Origin of the sequence: Burkholderia sp. BCC1988, from assembly GCF_905339895.1 — a bacterium.
Classification (GTDB): domain Bacteria; phylum Pseudomonadota; class Gammaproteobacteria; order Burkholderiales; family Burkholderiaceae; genus Burkholderia.
Genome location: NZ_CAJPHA010000001.1, coordinates 447855 through 466243, shown reverse-complemented (window position 1 = coordinate 466243; position 18389 = coordinate 447855). Strand labels below are relative to the sequence as shown.

Sequence of the window (18389 nt, the reverse complement as noted above, 5' to 3'; positions counted from 1 at the left end):
ACGGAAAAGCCACGCGCCGCATCACAGCGACGCAACCAGTTGCGCGTTGTCGATCCGCAGCTCCGCGCCGTTCACGAAGCGCGATTCGTCGGATGCGAGGAACAGCACGAGATTCGCGACGTCCTGCGGATCGCACATGCGTGCCATCGGATCGTTGCCGATGCCGAGCTCGGCCGGATCGAGGCCGGGCATCAGCGCCTGCGTCATCGGTGTCCAGATGCCGTCCGGATGGATCGAGTTGCAGCGGATCCGGTAGCCGCTGCGCTTGCAGTGGACGGCGACGCTGCGCGCGAGCGCCGTCACCGCGCCTTTCGAGCCGGTGTACGCGCACATCATCGGCAGGCCGCCGAGCGCGGCGACCGACGACATCATCACGATCGAGCCCGGCGTGTCGTTGTGCTTCATCGCGCCGATCGCGTACTTGCAGCCGAGGAAATAGCCGTCCGCGTTGACGCGCAGCACGCGTCGCCAGGTGTCGAGGCTCGTGTCCTCGATCGAGCCGACCGGGCAGATCGCCGCGTTGTTGACGAGCACGTCGAGGCGGCCGAAGCGCTCGAGCGTCGACGCGATCGCGTGCCGCCAGCCGTCTTCATCGGCGATGTCCTGATGGACGAACAGCGCGGTGTCGCCGATCTCGCGCGCGAGTGCGCGGCCCGCATCCTCGTCGATGTCGGTGAGCACCACGCGCGCGCCTTCGGCGGCGAGCAGCAGCGCATCCGCGCGGCCGACCCCGCTCGCCGCGCCGGTGATCAGCGCGACCTTGTTTGCGACTCGATTCATGTCCGGTCGATTTCCTGTGACGTTGAAAGAAGGCGGGCGCTCATGCCGCGCCCGGCGCACGGCCGGCCTTGACCGCGTCGAGCGCGGCCGCGCCGTAGATCTGCGCGATGGTGGCGTCGACGCGCGGGTTGGCGCGCAGCTCGTGGCCGCCGTCGACCGCGAAGCTCTGGCCGGTGACCCAGCCCGACTCGGGACCCGCGAGATAGCGCACCGCGTGCGCGATCGCTTCCGGCTCGCCGAGCGAGCCGAGCGGAATCTGGTCGAGGAAGCTGTCGACGAGCGCCCGGTTGTCGAACATTGGTGCGGTGGCCTCCGAGCGCGTGAGGCCCGGCCGCACCGCGTTCACGCGGATCCTCGCGCCGGCCAGTTCCTCGGCGGCCCCGCGCACCAGCGCTTCGAGCGCGGCCTTCGCGGTGCAGTACGCGGTCAGCCAGCGGAAATTGATCTGCGCGGCCGTCGACGAGATGCAGACGATCGTGCCGCCGCCGCTGTCGGCGAGCCGCGGCGCGGCGTGGCGGATCGCGGCGAACGCGCTGTTCAGGTTCAGCTCGATTTCCGCCCGGAAGCTGTCGGCGTCGTGCATCAGCAGCGGCCGGAACCCGGCGCCGCCGACGGTCGGCACGACGATGTCGAGCCGGCCGTCGAGCGCCCACGCGGTATCCAGCGCCGCCTGCAGGTCGCCGTCGTCGCAGGCGTCGCCGGCGTGGATCGCGACGCGGCTGCCGGGCAGCGTGTCGGTCAGGTGCCGCTGCGTGCGTTCGAGTGCATCGCGGCGGCGGCCCATCAGCACGACGGCCGCGCCATCGGCGGCAAGCGCGTGCGCACAGGCCGCGCCGATGCCGCCGGCGCCGCCCGTGACGAGCGCGGTGCGGCCGGCGAGGGGAAGGGATGCGCGCATCGTTCAGCCCTCCAGCGGCAGGTCTTGCGACCAGTCGACGTGCAGCGTGCGCGCGGCGAAGCGCCACGTGCCGCCGTCGAACACGCAGCGGTCGCGATAGCGCAGCCCCCAGTCGAGCTTGCGCTTCACGCCGTCGCGCACGTACACGTGGCACGCGAGGCAGTACGTCTCGACGTCGGCCTCACCGCCGTCGAGCGTGGCGAGCTGGTTGTGCACGTGATGCTGGGTGGTTTCGTAGCGCTCGATCACGCGCATGCCGGCGACGATCGCATCGCGGTCGTCGAAACGGAAACCGGGGCCGTCGAGCTGGGCGTCGGCGGTGAAGAGGGTGGCGAGGCGCGGCCAGTCGCGCCGGTCGACGGCCTGCGCGTAACGGCACGCGAGTTCGTACAGCGCGTGGCGGGGATTCGAATCGGTCATGCGGTACTCCCGTGAATGAACGGAAAGACTCGGTCGCGCCGCGAGCGCGGACGCGACGGCATTGCGACGTCGACCCGCAGGTTCGCATCCGGCGGCGTGATCCTCATCATCCATACGGAGCAGGGGCACGATCAGGGAAAACACCGGCGCGACGGCCGCGCATCGTCCGATGGTGCGATGCAGCGGTGAACGCGCGGCGCGTGCCCGAAGATCGCGCGCTCCGTCACGACGGGCTGAGGCACGCGGTTTTCCGATCGCGACGCCGCTGCCACCGCTCGGCGATGCTGCGGCGCCGCACGTCGCGTCAGGGCCGCTTCGCGTTTGCCCCTAGTCGAAATGGACGATGGCCGGCGGGCCGGCGCTGGCTACCGTGCAGTCATCCGGTGCGGTTGCCTGTTTGCCCGAGGCCAGTGCGCCGGACACGAACCGCGATAGCGGCCAACCGGAGGGGACACGATCATGAGACTGACGACTCGCAAGCTGTGCGTATTGGCGATGGGTGCGTTCGCGGCGATGGTGATCGCGCGATATGGCGCCGATCAGGTCCCGGCGCCGCCGTATGCGGCCGGCATCCTGCAATGCCGCTCGCTCGATGCGAACGGCCTGCCGACCGGTTGCGTGCCGATCGATCCTTCGCGCTTCGGTTTCGCCGCACTGCGCGGCATGTGACGACGGCGCGGCCGCGTGCCGCGCCGACTCGATGTCACGTTGACGCCGTCACGATGCGACGGCGACCGGGTGGACGGCGTTCGCGCAGCGCAGTGTCGCGGCGCGGCGCGCTCGCGGCAGTTCGTCCGGCGTGTGCATGCCCCCGGCTTGGCTCGCGGCTGCCGCTCGATTTCCCCGTCGACGACGCGGCGTTCGCGTGCCTGCGATCGCTCGCATCGACGTCGCGCCGGCCTGCCGGGCCGGCCGCGCAGCGCCCCGACCACCGCCTTTCACCGAATCCCTTCACGCAGACCCTTGCCTCCATGTCATCCGAATACTCCCTCACTCGCCCCCTGAACGTCCGCGACGTCCATCGCTGGGACGCCGAACACGACGTCGTGATCGTCGGCTTCGGCGCGGCCGGCGCGTGCGCGGCGATCGAAGCCGCGAGCGCCGGCGCCGACACGCTGATCGTCGAGCGCGCGTCGAGCTACGGCGGCACGAGCGCGCTGTCCGGCGGCGAAATGTACCTCGGCGGCAGCGGCGGCACGCCCGCGCAGCGGCAGGCCGGCTTCAGCGACGACACCGAGGACCTGTACCGCTACCTGATGCTCGCGGGCGGCCGCGACGCCGACGAGGCGAAGGTGCGCCTCTATGCGAACGAGAGCCTCGCGCATTACGACTGGCTGGTCGCGCAGGGCGTCATGTACAAGAACACGTTCATCGCCGAGCGGATCGTCGAGCCGGAAACCGACGACTGCCTGATCTGGTCGGGCAGCGAGGAGGCCTGGCCGTTCAGCGAGAGCGCGAAGCCGTGTCCGCGCGGCCACACGCCGCAATGGCCGGGCTGGGGCGGCGGGCAGATGCTGATGCGCGTGCTGGCCGAGCGCGTCCAGGCGCTCGGCGTGTCGACGCGCTACGACACGCGCGCACAGGCGATGATCGTCGACGATGCCGGCGCGGTGCGCGGCGTCGTGCTGCGCGCGTACGGCGAGACGGCGTTCGTGCGGGCGCGTCGCGCGGTGATCCTGTGCGCGGGCGGCTTCGCGATGAACCGCGACATGGTGCGCAGGCATGCGCCGCAGTTCCTGCGCTCGGCCGAACCGATCGGCAGCCCCGGCGACGACGGCTCGGGCATCGTGCTCGGCCAGAGCGCCGGCGGCGCCGCGATCCACATGGATCAGGGTTTCGTCAGCCTGCCGTTCTACGCGCCCGAATCGCTGATCCGCGGGATCTTCGTGAACGCGCGCGGGCAGCGGTTCATCAACGAGGACGGCTATCACGGCCGCACGGGCCACCACGCGTTCCACCAGGCCGACGACCGGATCTACCTGCTGGTCGACCAGGCGACCTACCAGGAGCCGCCGGACATCGCGCGGATCGGCATCGCGGCGGCCGGCGAGACCTGGGAGGAAGTCGAGCGCGACCTGCAGATGCCGGCCGGCACGCTGACGGCGACCGTCGACGTCTACAACCGTCACGCGGCCGAAGGCGTCGATCCGCTGTTCCACAAGGCGAAGAAGTGGCTGAAGCCGCTGATCGAGCCGCCGTTCGTCGCGCTCGACTGCCGGATCGATTACGCGTTCTACCCGCATTTCACGCTGGGCGGCCTCGATACGCTGCCGACCGGGCAGGTGCTCGACGCGGCGCGCACGCCGGTGGCGGGCCTCTATGCGGCCGGCCGCACGACCTGCGGGCTGCCGCGCTGGGGCGCCGGGTACAGCTCGGGGCTGTCGCTGGCCGATGCGACGTTCTTCGGCCGGCAGGCAGGTCGTCATGCCGCAAGTGCGGCGAGCGACGCGTTGCACAGCGTCGCGTAGCGTCGCCTGCGCGGAGCAGGATCGCGGATCGCGGAACGCAGAACGCACACGGCAAAACACGACGCCCCGGGCAACCGCGTTGCACCGGGGCGTCGTCGTTTCAGCGAGGCGTCAGTCGTTCGTCAGCCGAGATCGAGCGCGTTCGTCAGGTCGCCCGGCGGCGTCGCGCCGCGCGACGCGAACGCCTTGTCGCGCGCGGCGACACCGTCGAGCGGCGCGAGCCCGTGCACGCGGCTGATGAAGCGCAGGATCGAGTTCGTGTCGTACATCGTGTGGTCGACGTAACCCTTCTTCGCGAACGGCGAGATCACGAGCGCCGGAATCCGCGAGCCGGGGCCCCAGCGATCGCCGACCGGCGGCGCGACGTGATCCCACCAGCCGCCGTTCTCGTCGTGCGTCATCACGATCACCGTGTTCGCCCACTGCGGGCCGCGCCGGATGCGTTCGATCACGTGCGCGATGTGGCGGTCGCCGGATTCGACGTCCGCATAACCCGCGTGCATGTTCAGGTTGCCCTGCGGCTTGTAGAACGCGACGGCGGGCAGGCGGCCCGCGTCGATGTCGGCGATGAAATGATTGGTCGACGGCTCGTCGCCGAGGCCCGCATCGCGCAGGTGCTTGCGGCGCGCGTCGGTGCCCGGCGCGTAGTTCACGAAGTAGTTGAACGGCTGATGGTGGTACTGGAAATCCGGCACCATGCCGGTGTCGCGGTGCTCGAGCGCGTACTGCCACGCGCCGCTGTACCACGCCCAGTCGACGTTCTTCTCCGACAGGCGGTCGCCGATCGTCGCATGGCCTTGCGGCGGGATCACGCGACGGTCGGCCGGATCCGCATACGCGGCGTTGCCCGGATCGGCCGGCGGCACGTAGCTCGGCTGATACGGCGGCGCCATCGTGTTGACGCCGTAGCCATCGGGCGTCAGCGGGCCGTCGACCGCGAACTTCGGCGGGCCGTCGAGCGCGGACGCGGGCGAATCGGCGGCGAGCGTCAGGCGCGTGCCGGCCGGATCGTCGCCGTCGACCTTCGACAGCAGCTTCGCCGCATGCGGATGCTTGTGCGCATCCGGATACATCGGCGGCTGCGCGGAAATCAGGAACATGTGGTTCAGCCACGAACCGCCGAAGGCCGCCATGAAGAAGTTGTCGCACAGCGTGTATTGCCGTGCGAGGTTCCACAGCCGCAGCGTGTCGGCGGAATTGCGGTAATGGCCCATCACGAGGCCGCCGGAATCGGCCCACGCGGCGAACTGGTCGTTGCGGCCCGCGGCGATCTGCATCTGGTTCTGGTAGAAGCGGTGCCACAGGTCGCGCGTGATCACGCCGTTCGGCAGCGGCTTGCCCTGCGCGTCTGCAATCCGGAACGGCGCGTTCGGCAGCTTGTCGATGTCGCGCTCGGCGATCGCGTAGCGCTGGCCGCCGACTTCCTGCGCCTGCGGCACGAGCCCGCCCCAGATCTTCGGCAGCACCGGCAGCGGCGTCTTGCCGTCGCGATCGAGCTGCCGCGCGTGCTCGGGTTTCACCTCGCTCAGCGGATATTGCACGCCCGGGAAATCGCCGTACAGGTTCGCGAAGCTGCGGTTCTCCGCATAGATCACGACGATGTGGCGCACCTGCCGGCGCAGCGCGTCGTCGAGCCGCAGGTCGGCGGCCGAGCGCGGCGCGCTGCCCGGCGTGGTCTCGCAGCCGCCGAGCGCGACGCCCGCGCCGAGCGCGGCGAGGCCGCCGAGCATGCGGCGGCGGTCGGGATCGGCGGGAAGGTCGTCGGGGCGATCGGGGGTGTCGTTCACGTCGTGTGCTCCTCGGATGGGCGGTTGTCGTTCGATGCGCGGCAGCGTCGCACAGCCTGCCGCGACGCGCGGCGGGACGCAACGGCCGGCGTCGCGCCCGGGCGCGGGCGACGCCGGCTGTCACTAAAATGTCACGAACGCGACTATAACGCGGCCGGCGGCGTCGATGAAAGGCGTTTGTCGGACAATGCGCGACGTCCGCGCGCGAACTAGACTTGAATCACGGGCGGCGCGTTGCGGCGCGTTGCCCGCGCGAACGGCGCCCGGCGGCGCCGTCGCGGTGTCATTCATGCGACGAAACGAGGCGACGATGGCGCGGATCCATTCCGTTTGCGCGTGGCCGGCGATGCCGCGCGCCGACCGGGCGCGCGTGCACGCGTAAGCGCGCGCGTCGACGCGCGCGGCCGGCCCGATGCCATGGACAGGAAATTCGATTACGCAGGATTGCTGATCGCGGCGGGCTTCTTCGTGCTGTTCGCCGCGCAGTTGCTGATGCTGCGTCCGGCGTCGACGATGATCGCGTACAGCGACTTCCACCGGCTCGTCGCCGCGCGGCTCGTCGACGATCTCGAGATCGGACCGGCGACGATCACGGGCACGCTGACGATGCCGCAGGCCGGCACGCTGCTGCCGGCGTCCGAAGTCGCGGCCGTGAAGTCGGACGGCACGCCGCCGCGCTTCAGCACCAACCGCGTGACCGACCCGCAGCTGATCGACACGCTGACCGCCGCCGGCATCCGGTTTCACGGCGCGTCCGACACCGGCTGGATCGCGTCGCTCGCGTCGTGGCTGGTGCCGCTCGTCGCGTTCGTGTTCATCTGGAACCTGATGCTGCGCAAGCGTGGCGGGCTGCAGGATTTCACCGGGATGGGCAAGAGCCGCGCACGCGTGTACGTGCAGCAGGAAACCGGCATCACGTTCGACGACATCGCGGGCATCGACGAGGCGAAGGCCGAACTGCAGCAGCTCGTCGCGTTCCTGCGCAACCCCGATCGCTACCAGCGGCTCGGCGGCAAGATCCCGAAGGGTGTGCTCGTCGTCGGCGCGCCCGGCACCGGCAAGACGCTGCTCGCGCGCGCGGTGGCCGGCGAGGCGGCCGTGCCGTTCTTCTCGATCAGCGGCTCGGCGTTCGTCGAGATGTTCGTCGGCGTCGGCGCGGCGCGCGTGCGCGACCTGTTCGAGCAGGCGCAGCAGAAGGCGCCGTGCATCGTGTTCGTCGACGAGCTCGACGCGCTCGGCAAGGTGCGCGGCGTCGGTCCGATGTCGGGCAACGACGAGCGCGAGCAGACGCTCAACCAGCTGCTCGTCGAAATGGACGGCTTCCAGGCCGGCTCCGGCGTGATCATCATGGCCGCAACCAACCGGCCGGAGATTCTCGATCCCGCGCTGCTGCGCCCGGGCCGCTTCGACCGTCACATCGCGATCGACCGGCCCGACGTGAACGGCCGCCGCCAGATTCTCGGCGTGCACGTGAAGCGCGTGAAGCTCGCGGCCGAGGTCGATCTCGGCGAACTCGCGTCGCGCACGCCGGGCTTCGTCGGCGCCGATCTCGCGAACGTCGTCAACGAGGCCGCGCTGCATGCGGCGGAACTCGGCAAGCCGGCGATCGGGATGGACGACTTCGACGAGGCGATCGACCGCGCGCTGACGGGCCTCGAGCGCAAGAGCCGCGTGATGAACGCGCAGGAGAAGCTGACGATCGCCTATCACGAGGCCGGCCATGCGCTCGTCGCGGAAAGCCGCGCGCATTGCGATCCGGTGAAGAAGGTGTCGATCATTCCGCGCGGCGTGGCCGCGCTCGGCTACACGCAGCAGGTGCCGACGGAGGATCGCTACGTCCTGCGCCGCAGCGAGCTGCTCGATCGGATCGATGCACTGCTCGGCGGGCGCGTTGCGGAAGAACTCGTGTTCGGCGACGTGTCGACGGGCGCGCAGAACGACCTCGAACGCGCGACCGCGATGGCGCGCCACATGGTCATGCAATACGGGATGAGCGAGAAGATCGGGCTCGTCAGCGTCGACGACGGCGAAACGCGCACCGGCATCCCGGGCGCATGGCATGCGGGCGAGGGCCGCTGCAGCGAGCACACCGCACGGATGATCGACGACGAGGTGCATACGCTGTTGACCGACGCGCATGCGCGCGTCGCGGCAACGCTCGGCGAACGCCGCGATGCGCTCGAGCGGATCGCGCGACGGCTGCTCGAGCGCGAGGTGCTCGAACGCGACGCGTTGCAGGCGCTGATCGACGGGCGCGAGGCGCCGGTCTCAGAATCGTCCCTGGCCGATCGCGGGCCATGCACGAGCGCCAACGCGCCGGAGCAAGCGTCGGCGATCGAGCGCGATTTCGTCGCATACGGGCCGCCGCGCGAACCCGAACGCTGAAGCGCGGACCGCTCACGCAGACGGCGGGCGGCCATGATCGCGCCGCGCCTTCGCTGCAATTCGCACTTGCCGGCACGCCGTTGCGCCGGCGTTCTCTTTCCCTTTTTCGAGTCACGGAGTCGCCATGAGCGAGGCACACGTATCGGTGGATGTCGCGCAGCATGCGCGTTTCAGTTTCGAAGTCACGTTTGCCGGCACCGAGCTTTCGCCGGTGCTCACCGACGAGCCGCCGCCGCTCGGTGCCGGCCGCGGCCCGAACCCGGTCCGGCTGCTGGCCGCGGCGGTCGCGAGCTGCCTTGCGGCGAGCCTGCTGTTCGCGCTCGAGAAACAGCGCGTCGATCCGCAGCCCGTCACCGCGCATATCGACGTCGACATGGTGCAGAACGACGCGGGCAGGGTGCGCGTCGGCGCGATGGCCGTGACGTTGTCGGTCGGCAAGGCATGGGCCGATCTCGCGGCGGCGACGCGCATGCTCGACCGGTTCGATGCGTATTGCGTGGTGACCGAGAGCATGCGCGAAGGCATTCCGATCGCGGTGGCGGTGCAGGACGTGAACGGTGCGGTGCTCGACCGCGAGACGACCGGCGTGTAAGCGAGCGGCAGGACCCGGCGCGTCAGGACACGGTCGCGGCGGCGACTTCCGCGGCCTCGGCGAGCGCCTCGAGAAAGCGCGTGCGCCACCAGTGCACGTCGGTCTTGCGCACGATCGCCATCAGCGCGTCGTGACGCTGGCGGCGTTCGTCGAGCGGCATCGTGAGCGCGCGCTGGATCGCCTGCGCGGTGCCCTGCGTGTCGTACGGATTGACGAGCAGCGCAGGCTTCAGCTGCTCGGCCGCGCCCGCGAAACGCGACAGCACGAGCACGCCCGGGTCGGCCTCGTCCTGCGCGGCGAGAAACTCCTTCGCGACCAGGTTCATCCCGTCGCGCAGCGGCGTGACGAGCGCGACGCGGCTCGCGCGGTAGAGGCCCGGCAAGCGCTTGCGCGCGACCGTGCGGTGGATGTAGCGCATCGGCATCCACTCGAGTTCGCCGTAATCGCCGTTGATCGCGCCGCACAGGCTGTCCATCTCGCGCCGCAGGTCGTCGTACGCGCCGAGATCCTCGCGGCTCGGCGCGGCGATCTGGATCAGCGTCGCGCGGTCGCGGTTCTCCGGATACTGTTCGAGCAGCTGACGGAACGCGTGCACGCGCTGCGGCAGCCCCTTCGTATAGTCGAGCCGGTCGACGCCGACGAGCAGCTGGCGGCGCGAATACTCGTCGCGCATCCGCTCGAACATGTCGATGCCGTCGCGATTCTCCGCGAGCGCCGTGAACTCGTCGACGTTGATGCCGATCGGGAACGCACCGGCCGACAACGTGCGGCCGAACGCGCGCAGGCGGCCGTCCGGCAGCCGCGCGGCGCCGGCTTCCGCCTCGACGTAGTGCTCGAAGTGAAGCAGGTCCGATTCGGTCTGGAAGCCGACGAGATCGTAGGCGAACAGCGAGCGCATCAGCCACTCGTGCTCCGGGATCGCGGCCATGATCGGCGGCGGCGGCATCGGAATGTGCAGGAAGAAACCGATCGGGTTCGTGCAGCCCGTCGCGCGCAGCTCGGCGGCGAGCGGAATCAGCTGGTAGTCGTGGACCCAGACGATATCGTCTGGGCGCAGCAGCGTGCTCAGCTTGCGCGCGAACAGCTGGTTCACGCGCCGGTATCCGTCCGCGAAGCGGCGGTCGAACTGTGCGAGATCGAGGCGGTAGTGGAACACCGGCCACAGCACGTTGTTCGAGTAGCCGAGGTAGTACGCGTCGTAATCCTGTGGATCGAGATCGATCGTCGCGAGCTGGATGCCGCCGACGTTCTGGATCTGCACGTCTTCGCCGTGCGCGGGATGGTCGCCGTCGCCGCGCAGCCTGCCGCTCCACCCGAACCAGACGCCGCCCGATTCCTGCAGGCTGTCTTTCACGGCCACGGCAAGCCCGCCTGCCGCGGCCTTACGGGGATCTGCAATACGATTGGATACGACGACGAGTCGGCTCACCAGCTCTCCTGCGAATGGTTGGGGAAGGTTCGTGCGGCCAGGGCGTGAGGCGGACGCCGCCATCGACGCGTGGCGCGATGGGGCCGCGATACGAACGGACGGGAATCAGGGCGCGCGATTCGCCGTTCGAACGTGGAGTGCTTTTTTTAGGATACTCGTCATTCGGCTGATTTAAAAGTGCATGACCGGGATCAATGATCCTGCCTGTCCGTGCGATGCAGTGCGATGCGCGGCGTTCCGCGCGTTTGACCGGCAGGACCGGAAATTGCACGGCCCCGCAGCGGCCGTGTGCGCAGCGGAAGGTGGAGGGCCGGAGAAGGGAGAGCGAAGGCGAGGCCGATTCGATCGTGTTCGGTCACGCCGGCGCGGTCGATCGCGACGGTTTCGATCGACGCAGGCTGGCTGCGCCGATCGATCATGGCAGGCGTTGGCGACGCGCGGGACGCGTGGCGCGAACGCACCGGCCCGCGATCAGAACGTCGTGCGCAGGCCGGCCATCACGCTGCGGCCGCCTTCCGGCGCGAAGCCGCGCACTACCGAGGTCGCATAGCGGATATCCTGGTTCGTCAGGTTGTCGCCGCGCAGGTACGCGAGCCAGTGCATCGCGCCGACACGGAACTTGTACGTCAGCATCACGCCGAGCGACGTGTAGCCGTCCGTCGGAAAGTCGTTGTCGGGCACACGATGCTGCGACCACGCGTGCGTGACCTGCGCGCGTGCGCCGAACGGGCCGTAGCCGTAGTCGGCCGCGAGCGTCGCGCGCAGCGGCGCGATCCGCGGCAGCGGCTGGCCGGTGTCGACGTTGCGCGCATGCGTGTAGTCGGCGGTCAGTTCCAGGTCGACCGTATGGCCGCGCTGCGAGAACGCGCGCCATTTGCCGTCGAGTTCGACGCCATAGAACTCGGCGCGCACGCCGCGATAGATTGCTTCGTTGAGCGTATCACCGGCGCCGGGCGCGACCGGTTCGCCGTCGCCGTTCACGACGCGGCCCGTGTTGTACTCGGTCAGGTAGTTCGAGAAGCGGTTGTAGAACACGCCGACGCTGCCGCGGTTCGGGCCGCTAGCATAGCGCAGCGACAGGTCGGTCGACACGGCCTTTTCCTTCGATGCGTTCGGGTTGCCGATCAGGAACTGGCCGGTCGCATCGTGCGGGCCGTTCGAGTACAGCTCGTAGAAGGTCGGCGCGCGCTCCGTGTAGGCGACGTTCGCCGCGACCGACCACACGGGCGTGAGCGAGAACAGCGCGCCGGCCGAGACGCTGCCGGCATTGAAGTCGCGCGGCTGCGCGAGCGCGAATTTCTCGACGCCGGCCGGATCGGGATCGACCTTCACGTGCTCGAAGCGCCCGCCGACGCTCAGCTTCAGCGCCGGGACGACCTGCCATTCCTCGAGACCGAACAGCGCGACGCTGTTCGTGCGCGTCGACGGCACGAGCGTTTCGTCGCCGAGTGCCGAGAACGTGTTCTGGCCGAACTGCACGCCGATCGCGCCTTCGAACGGGCCGATCCTGCGATGCCGCGCCTCGATGCGCGCCTCGTAGCCGCGGTTGCGGAAGGTGGTGGCGGTTTCGCCGTTGTCGACTTCCTTGTGGCGATAGTCGGTGTACGCGAAGTCGAACTTCAGCTTCGTGAACGGGCCGCTCAGGTTGCGTATCTCGGACGCGAACGCGAGCCGTTCCTGGCGCATCCGCAGGCGCACGTCGTCCTCGGCGACGGAGCCGTAGTTCGACTCGTAGCCGCTGTACGACAGGCCCGCGAAACCGTCGGCCCACGTGTACGACGCGCCGAGCGCGCCGCCATGCACGCGGCCGTCGCTGTTCGGCACGTTGCCGTACGGTTGCGGCGTGTCGGGATCGTCGATCGCGCGTTGCTGGCTGCTGCGTGCGTAGCCGGGAATACGCAGCTTGCTCGTTTCACGGTCGAACGCGTCGACATGGAACGCGAAGCGGCCGTTGCCGCCTTCGACCTGCGCCGCGCCCGCGCGCACCGAGTTCGCGCCGCCGTAGCGCGCGTCGAGCGCGCCCGTCACGCCTTCGATCGCTTCGCGCGGAATCCGGTTGTCGATCGTGTTGACGACGCCGCCGACCGCGTTGCCGCCGTACAGCAGCGCGGCCGGACCGCGCACGATCTCGACGCGCTCGATCGACAGCGGATCCTGCGGCACCGCGTGGTCGTACGACAGCGACGACGCGTCGTAGGCGGCGACGCCGTTCTGCAGCAGCCGGATCCGGTCGCCGTCCATCCCGCGAATGATCGGGCGGCCGACCATCGGCCCGTAGGTGGTGGTCGACACGCCGGGCAGGCCGTTGAGCGTCTCGCCGAGCGAATCGGCCTGGCGGCGCGTCAGCGCATCGCCGGACAGTTGCGCGGTCGGCGCGATCAGCTCGGTGTCGCCGAGCGGGTTCGCGGTCACGAAGATCGGCGCGAGCGGTGTGGTCTGCGATGGCGTCGGCGAGGCAGGCGTCTCGGCCTGCGCTTGCGCGACAGCGGCGAACAGCATCAGCGAAACGGGCGAGAGCGGGCGAAGCGGTAGACGAGGGAGGTCGCGCATGGTCGGTGAATCGGTTGGTATCGGATCGGAAAGCGAGCCATGCGGGTCAAGGCCGGATACGATATATTGTTGCATTTTCGGCGCGCAGTGACCCGGTTGGATTGGACTCGGCGTAGCCCGGCCACCCGGATGAGCGAGTTTCAGGTGGACGAGATCGCGAAATGATATGTTATATCATTTCGAATTCCAAGCGAAACGGCGGCATGCCGCAGGGTTTCCGACACACTGCGGAAACGGCGGCGAAAGCAGAGGCGGACCGTCGAACCGGCGCCGGCACCAGTGGCCCCGCGCAATATGTCTCCCAACGAATCCGCCACCGTCGCGTGCGTTTCCCGCTCCGTTGATACGTATCAAGTCGTTCCGGTTTCGAGCCCGGATACTGGCCCGGTCATCGACCAGACAGGAGCGACGCATGACTCAAACCATGAAGGCGGCGGTGGTCCACGCGTTCGGCGAACCGTTGCGCATCGAGGAGGTGCCGGTCCCGACGCCGGGCCCGGGCCAGATCCTCGTCAACATCAAGGCTTCGGGCGTCTGCCATACCGACCTGCACGCAGCCGACGGCGACTGGCCCGTGAAGCCGACGCTACCGTTCATTCCCGGCCACGAAGGCGTGGGCGTCGTCGCGGCGGTCGGGGCGGGCGTCACGCACGTGCGCGAGGGCGACCGCGTCGGCGTGCCCTGGCTCTACACGGCATGCGGTCACTGCGAGTACTGCCACACCGGCTGGGAAACCCTTTGCCACGGGCAGCAGAACACCGGCTATTCGGTCAACGGCAGCTATGCGGAATACGTGCTGGCCGATCCCGACTACGTCGGCCATCTGCCGGCGCAGGTCGCGTTCGACGAGATCGCGCCGATCCTGTGCGCGGGCGTGACCGTCTACAAGGGCATCCGCGTCACCGACACGCGCCCGGGCCAGTGGCTCGCGATTTCGGGCATCGGCGGGCTCGGCCACGTGGCCGTGCAGTACGCGCGCGCGATGGGCCTGCACGTCGCGGCGATCGACGTGTCTCCCGCCAAACTCGCACTCGCGCGCGAACTGGGCGCCGAGCTGACGATCGATGCGACGGCCGACGATCCGGCGAAGCTGATCCAGAAGGAGATCGGCGGCGCGCATGGCGTGCTGGTGACGGCCGTGTCGCGCAGCGCGTTCGCGCAGGCGCTCGGGATGGTGCGGCGCGGCGGCACGGTGGCGCTCAACGGCTTGCCGCCCGGCGATTTCCCGCTGCCGATCTTCTCGACGGTGCTGAACGGCATCACGGTGCGCGGCTCGATCGTCGGCACGCGGCGCGACCTGCAGGAATCGCTCGATTTCGCGGCGGACGGGCTGGTGCGCGCGCATATCCATCGCGACCGGCTCGGCAACATCAACGACATATTCGCGCGGCTGCGCGAAGGGAAAGTCGACGGTCGCATCGTGCTGACCGACATGCATTGACGTGCATTCGGGAGCGCTGCCGCGACGCAATGGACGTCGCGGCAGCGCTCGCTCACCCGCGCATCACGGCGCGAAGAACACGTCGGTGCGGTTCGTCAGGTTGCCTGCGTTGGTCTGGACGAAGAACGGATGGAAAGACGACGACGGCAGCACGTCGAGCCCCTGGTAATCGCCGATGAAGAAGCCTTCCGCATTCGGCGCGAGCTTCATGTCGAACGGGCCGCCGACGCGCCGCTCGTCCGCGAACGTGGTGCCGCCGTCATGCGAGATCTTGCGCCAGAACCCGGTCGGCAGCGTTGTCGTGTTGCCGGCCTGCAGGTCGCGGAAGTCGTAGTAGTTGACCATCACCGCGCCGGCATTGTCGACGCGCACCGCCGGATTGAACGCGGGACGCCCGGTCGGCGTGTTCACTTGCAGCGGCGCGCTCCAGCTCGCGCCGCCGTCCTTCGACGTCGACAGCGCGATCTCGTCGTAGTTGCCGCCGTTGAAGCGGCTGTCCTGCCACACGACGTACAGCTGCCCCGACGCCGGATCGATCGCGGGTTCCGGAATGATGTCGCCGGTGCGTACCGGTTCGCCGGTGTTCGGATCGGTCACGCCGACCGTCTGCAGCCCGGCGATCACCTGCGGTTTCGTCCAGGTCGCGCCGTCGTCGGTCGACTTGACGAACGCGACCTTGCCGGCCGCCTTGTTGAACGGCGGCTGGATCAGGTCGAAGAAGTCGTAGAGCGTGCCGGTCTTCGGATCGACGACGATCTGGTTGCCGATCGTCTGCTGGCGCGACGGCACGTTGACGATCACCTTCGCACGGCTCCACGTCTTGCCGCCGTCGACCGTCTTCGAGAAGAACGTCGGCCCGCGGTATGCCTGCGTGTGCAGGTTCGCATACGGGTTGCCGTTCGGCAGTTCGAGGCGGTCCCACACCGCGTAGGCCGTGCCGGCCTTCACCGGGTTCGCCGTCACCGATTCCTTGTCGTTGAAGAACTGCGTCGTGGGTTCGTCGTTCGCGATCAGCAAGGCCGGGCTGCTCCATGTCTGTCCGCCGTCGGTCGACACCGAGGCCGCGACCGCGTTGCTGTTGTTCGACTGGTTGAACGAGATCGATACCGAATACGCGGTGCCGTCAGGCCCGAACGACACCCACGGATCGGACGCGCGCTCGTACTTGAGCCCGCCCGGCGCGCAGGCGCTGAACGGCTGTGGCGTGCGCGCCCAGGTGGCGCCGCCGTCGAACGTATAGCCCGCGACGAGCCCGTGGGCGCCGCCGTTCGACCAGCGGTCCTGCTGCCACACGCCGATCATATTGGTCGGGTTCGCCGGGTTGACCGACAGCCACGGTTCGACCTCGGCGTTCACGTAGTTCGTGCCGGGGCCGCCGATGGTACAGGCGGCGAACGGGCTCGGGCCGGACACGGCCACGGGATCGGCATGCGCGGCCGCGGCGGCGGCCATCGCCACGGCCATCGCGGCGGACAGGCGGGTGAGGCTGGGGACAAGCGAGTGGGACACGATCGTGCGTCGCATGGATTGCTCCTCGTTGACGTGCGGCGGCGATGGTGCGGCACGGCGGCACGACGCGCACCGGTACGCGCGGCAATGAATGCCGTGCCATGCGTCGGATCGTGTCGTTCAGGAAGCCGCCGCGGTCATCGCAATCCGCGTGTGCTGGATGCCGCCAGCACGTCGGTCAAGACACCTCTTCGTTTTCATTGCTTGTCGGGTGCGTCCAGGGTTGCGGACGCAACGGGAAGGCCAGGCCGTGCAGACGACGAATGCGTCGAAGTGGATTGCAATGTAGGCGATCGATATGCGGCGCGGCAGGCAATTTTTTGTAACAGTACGTAGCCGGAAAGCGTTGCCGAAGCAATGCCGCCGGAACGCAAAATTTGCCGCCTGAAAGTTCGGAAACCGAATTGAAAGCGCGAATCGAAAGCACGAATCGAAATCGCTATCGATTACGCTGGTTCGTGCCGATGCGGCGCGCCGCCGGCACGGTTCAGCGCTCGGCCGGAAAGCGGTCCTGCAATGCGTGCAGCCAGCGCGCGACGACGTCGAGTTCGGCGTCGGAAAAGCCGTCGCACAGCTTGCCGTTCAGCTCGCGCAGCGCCACGCGCGCGCGCTTGAGCGCCGCGTGTCCTTCGTCGGTCAGGAACAGTCGCGTTGCGCGCCCGTCGTCCGAATCGGCGTGACGCGCAAGCAGGCCGGCCTTCGCCATCCTGTCGGCGAGCCCCGTCATCGCGGACGGTGCCAGTTGCAGCGCCGCGCCGACTTCGCCGATCAGCGCGCCGTCCTGCCTCGCGAGGCAGAACAGCACGCCGGCCTGCGCGGCGCTCGCGCGCGCATCGGTCTCGGCCTTGCGGTCGACCCAGCGCTGCACGCGCCGCTGGCCGATGGTCAACAGGAAAAACAGTCGTCGGTCTTCGCTCAAGCTCGGTTCCCGGCTGCAATGGAAAGGGACGGGCGACCCGCATCGCGCGGCGCGTCGAGCGCCTGCGCGAGCCAGTCGGCGACCGCGGGCCACAGCACCGTGCCTGGCCGGCTGCGGAAGAAGCCCATGTGTCCGACCGGCCCGCTGCCCGCGGCGTGCGGATCGATCTGGCGGCGTTCGACGGCCGCCCGGGTCAGGTAGCTTACCAGCAGGTCGATCGCGGGCGGGTTCGCCCACGGATCGTCGTCGAAGCCGAGCACGAGGATCGGCAGCTGCTGCTTCGAGAAGCGCTCGGCCGCGCCGAGCGTCGGATCGTCGAAGAAGTAGCGCGGCAGCGTGGTCCAGCGGCTCCATTCGCGGAACACGCCGGCCGGGAGGTCCTCGCCGAGGCCGAGCCGCTTGCCGGGCACGTAGCCGAGCAGCGCGGACGCGAGCGGGCCGAGCACGCGCAGGATCAGCCGCACCTTCAGCCGCTCGGCCGCGCGGGCGATCAGCCGCGTGCTGCCCGCGTGCGCGGCGACGAGCACGGCCGCGCGCAGGTGCGCGGTGCCGGCCGACAACCCGATCGCATGGCCGCCGACGCTATGCCCGACCGCCAGCAGCGGCAGCCCGTCGTGCGTAGCGCGCGCCCACGCGATCGCGGCGCCGACGTCGAGCTCGACCCAGTCGCGCATGCGGGCCTGCAGCGCGCTCAGCCGCGCGGGCCGCGACGCGCCGATGCCGCGATAGTTGTAGGTGAGCGCCGCGAAGCCGCGTTCGGTCAGGAAGCGCGCGAAGCCTGCGTAGAGCCGCTCCGGCACGGCGGTGGCCGGATGGATCAAGACCAGCGCACGCGGCGGCGCGTCCGGCGACCACAGCGTGCCGCGCAGCGTGTAGCCGTCGGCGGCGGAAAACTCGATGGGTTCTGACGTCATGGCCGTCCTCGTTCCGGGTGGGTATTTCGTATACGAAATATAGTTCGCCATGTATTTCGCGTGCGAAATATCTGTCGAGGGATCATTCGAACGGCGTTCCACGAAGCCCGGTGGACGGCGTCGCTGCGCGGCGATCATTTCATAAAACGTTTGCATATTTGCATAGCAGAATATTGCGTTTGTCTCATGAAGCGGATCGCCGTATCTTCATCGGTTCCATCCCGTCCGCCAGCCGTCGCGCCAGGCGGACCCAGGGGCGACGCCGTCGCGCGGCCGCCCGCCAACCTCCGGGGAGAT

14 protein-coding genes are annotated in these 18389 nt (G+C 69.1%); 5 read left to right on the top strand and 9 right to left on the bottom strand.

Annotated features, from left to right (window positions below; genetic code table 11):
- Positions 1 to 21: 21 nt before the first annotated feature.
- Genes U4012_RS01910 through U4012_RS01900 form a run of 3 tightly spaced genes read right to left on the bottom strand, consistent with a single transcriptional unit; the run spans position 22 to position 2098 of the window.
- Positions 22 to 780 carry an SDR family oxidoreductase gene (locus U4012_RS01910; protein WP_014899307.1) on the bottom strand — a complete coding sequence of 253 codons (759 nt, stop codon included), beginning with the start codon at positions 778 to 780 and terminating at the stop codon, positions 22 to 24.
- 40 nt (positions 781 to 820) lie between these two features.
- Positions 821 to 1678: an SDR family NAD(P)-dependent oxidoreductase gene (locus U4012_RS01905; RefSeq protein WP_321795691.1), complete on the bottom strand. Its 858-nt coding sequence runs from the start codon at positions 1676 to 1678 to the stop codon at positions 821 to 823.
- A gap of 3 nt (positions 1679 to 1681) precedes the next feature.
- Positions 1682 to 2098, bottom strand: coding sequence for a nuclear transport factor 2 family protein (locus U4012_RS01900; RefSeq protein ID WP_124570846.1), 417 nt, complete (start codon positions 2096 to 2098; stop codon positions 1682 to 1684).
- A 459-nt stretch (positions 2099 to 2557) separates the two neighbouring features.
- Here U4012_RS01900 and U4012_RS01895 point away from each other — a divergent pair, with 459 nt between their 5' ends.
- Positions 2558 to 2767, top strand: coding sequence for a hypothetical protein (locus U4012_RS01895; RefSeq protein WP_044844596.1), 210 nt, complete (start codon positions 2558 to 2560; stop codon positions 2765 to 2767).
- 302 nt (positions 2768 to 3069) lie between these two features.
- Complete coding sequence (locus U4012_RS01890) at positions 3070 to 4566, top strand: FAD-dependent oxidoreductase (protein WP_321795686.1); 1497 nt, start codon at positions 3070 to 3072, stop codon at positions 4564 to 4566.
- A 122-nt stretch (positions 4567 to 4688) separates the two neighbouring features.
- Here U4012_RS01890 and U4012_RS01885 read toward each other — a convergent pair whose 3' ends face one another.
- Complete coding sequence (locus U4012_RS01885; RefSeq protein ID WP_321795683.1) at positions 4689 to 6353, bottom strand: acid phosphatase; 1665 nt, start codon at positions 6351 to 6353, stop codon at positions 4689 to 4691.
- Positions 6354 to 6770: 417 nt separating this feature from the next.
- Here U4012_RS01885 and ftsH point away from each other — a divergent pair, with 417 nt between their 5' ends.
- Both ftsH and U4012_RS01875 read left to right on the top strand, forming a co-directional pair.
- Positions 6771 to 8738, top strand: coding sequence for an ATP-dependent zinc metalloprotease FtsH (gene ftsH, locus U4012_RS01880; RefSeq protein WP_321795680.1), 1968 nt, complete (start codon positions 6771 to 6773; stop codon positions 8736 to 8738).
- Positions 8739 to 8862: 124 nt separating this feature from the next.
- On the top strand, positions 8863 to 9330 hold the full coding sequence (locus U4012_RS01875) for an OsmC family protein (RefSeq protein WP_044844593.1): 468 nt from the start codon (positions 8863 to 8865) through the stop codon (positions 9328 to 9330).
- A 22-nt stretch (positions 9331 to 9352) separates the two neighbouring features.
- On the opposite strand, the gene otsA is transcribed toward U4012_RS01875, so the two are convergent.
- The gene (otsA, locus tag U4012_RS01870; RefSeq protein WP_044844592.1) at positions 9353 to 10759 is read right to left on the bottom strand and encodes an alpha,alpha-trehalose-phosphate synthase (UDP-forming); all 1407 of its coding nucleotides are present in this window, start codon (positions 10757 to 10759) and stop codon (positions 9353 to 9355) included.
- Positions 10760 to 11230: 471 nt separating this feature from the next.
- A complete protein-coding gene (locus U4012_RS01865) occupies positions 11231 to 13258 on the bottom strand; it encodes a TonB-dependent receptor (RefSeq protein ID WP_321795676.1) in 2028 nt (675 codons plus the stop codon).
- A 463-nt stretch (positions 13259 to 13721) separates the two neighbouring features.
- Between U4012_RS01865 and adhP the strand changes: the two genes are divergently transcribed.
- Complete coding sequence (adhP, locus tag U4012_RS01860) at positions 13722 to 14750, top strand: alcohol dehydrogenase AdhP (RefSeq protein WP_321795674.1); 1029 nt, start codon at positions 13722 to 13724, stop codon at positions 14748 to 14750.
- A 63-nt stretch (positions 14751 to 14813) separates the two neighbouring features.
- On the opposite strand, the gene U4012_RS01855 is transcribed toward adhP, so the two are convergent.
- The 3 genes from U4012_RS01855 to U4012_RS01845 form a co-directional block, all read right to left on the bottom strand.
- A complete protein-coding gene (locus tag U4012_RS01855; protein ID WP_321795672.1) occupies positions 14814 to 16274 on the bottom strand; it encodes a sialidase family protein in 1461 nt (486 codons plus the stop codon).
- Positions 16275 to 16746: 472 nt separating this feature from the next.
- Positions 16747 to 17178, bottom strand: a complete 432-nt coding sequence (locus tag U4012_RS01850) for a MarR family winged helix-turn-helix transcriptional regulator (RefSeq protein WP_124484736.1) — start codon at positions 17176 to 17178, stop codon at positions 16747 to 16749.
- Positions 17175 to 18092 carry a serine aminopeptidase domain-containing protein gene (locus U4012_RS01845; protein ID WP_044844586.1) on the bottom strand — a complete coding sequence of 306 codons (918 nt, stop codon included), beginning with the start codon at positions 18090 to 18092 and terminating at the stop codon, positions 17175 to 17177. The genes U4012_RS01850 and U4012_RS01845 overlap by 4 nt, the downstream gene beginning before the upstream one ends.
- Between the last annotated feature and the right edge of the window lie 297 nt (positions 18093 to 18389).

Bases quoted from the DNA above. Each gene is read 5' to 3' on its own strand.
- U4012_RS01910 (WP_014899307.1), bottom strand. From the start codon at position 780: ATGAATCGAGTCGCAAACAAGGTCGCGCTGATCACCGGCGCGGCGAGC.
- U4012_RS01905 (WP_321795691.1), bottom strand. From the start codon at position 1,678: ATGCGCGCATCCCTTCCCCTCGCCGGCCGCACCGCGCTCGTCACGGGC.
- U4012_RS01900 (WP_124570846.1), bottom strand. From the start codon at position 2,098: ATGACCGATTCGAATCCCCGCCACGCGCTGTACGAACTCGCGTGCCGT.
- U4012_RS01895 (WP_044844596.1), top strand. From the start codon at position 2,558: ATGAGACTGACGACTCGCAAGCTGTGCGTATTGGCGATGGGTGCGTTC.
- U4012_RS01890 (WP_321795686.1), top strand. From the start codon at position 3,070: ATGTCATCCGAATACTCCCTCACTCGCCCCCTGAACGTCCGCGACGTC.
- ftsH (WP_321795680.1), top strand. From the start codon at position 6,771: ATGGACAGGAAATTCGATTACGCAGGATTGCTGATCGCGGCGGGCTTC.
- U4012_RS01875 (WP_044844593.1), top strand. From the start codon at position 8,863: ATGAGCGAGGCACACGTATCGGTGGATGTCGCGCAGCATGCGCGTTTC.
- U4012_RS01865 (WP_321795676.1), bottom strand. From the start codon at position 13,258: ATGCTGTTCGCCGCTGTCGCGCAAGCGCAGGCCGAGACGCCTGCCTCG.
- adhP (WP_321795674.1), top strand. From the start codon at position 13,722: ATGACTCAAACCATGAAGGCGGCGGTGGTCCACGCGTTCGGCGAACCG.
- U4012_RS01855 (WP_321795672.1), bottom strand. From the start codon at position 16,274: ATGCGACGCACGATCGTGTCCCACTCGCTTGTCCCCAGCCTCACCCGC.
- U4012_RS01845 (WP_044844586.1), bottom strand. From the start codon at position 18,092: ATGACGTCAGAACCCATCGAGTTTTCCGCCGCCGACGGCTACACGCTG.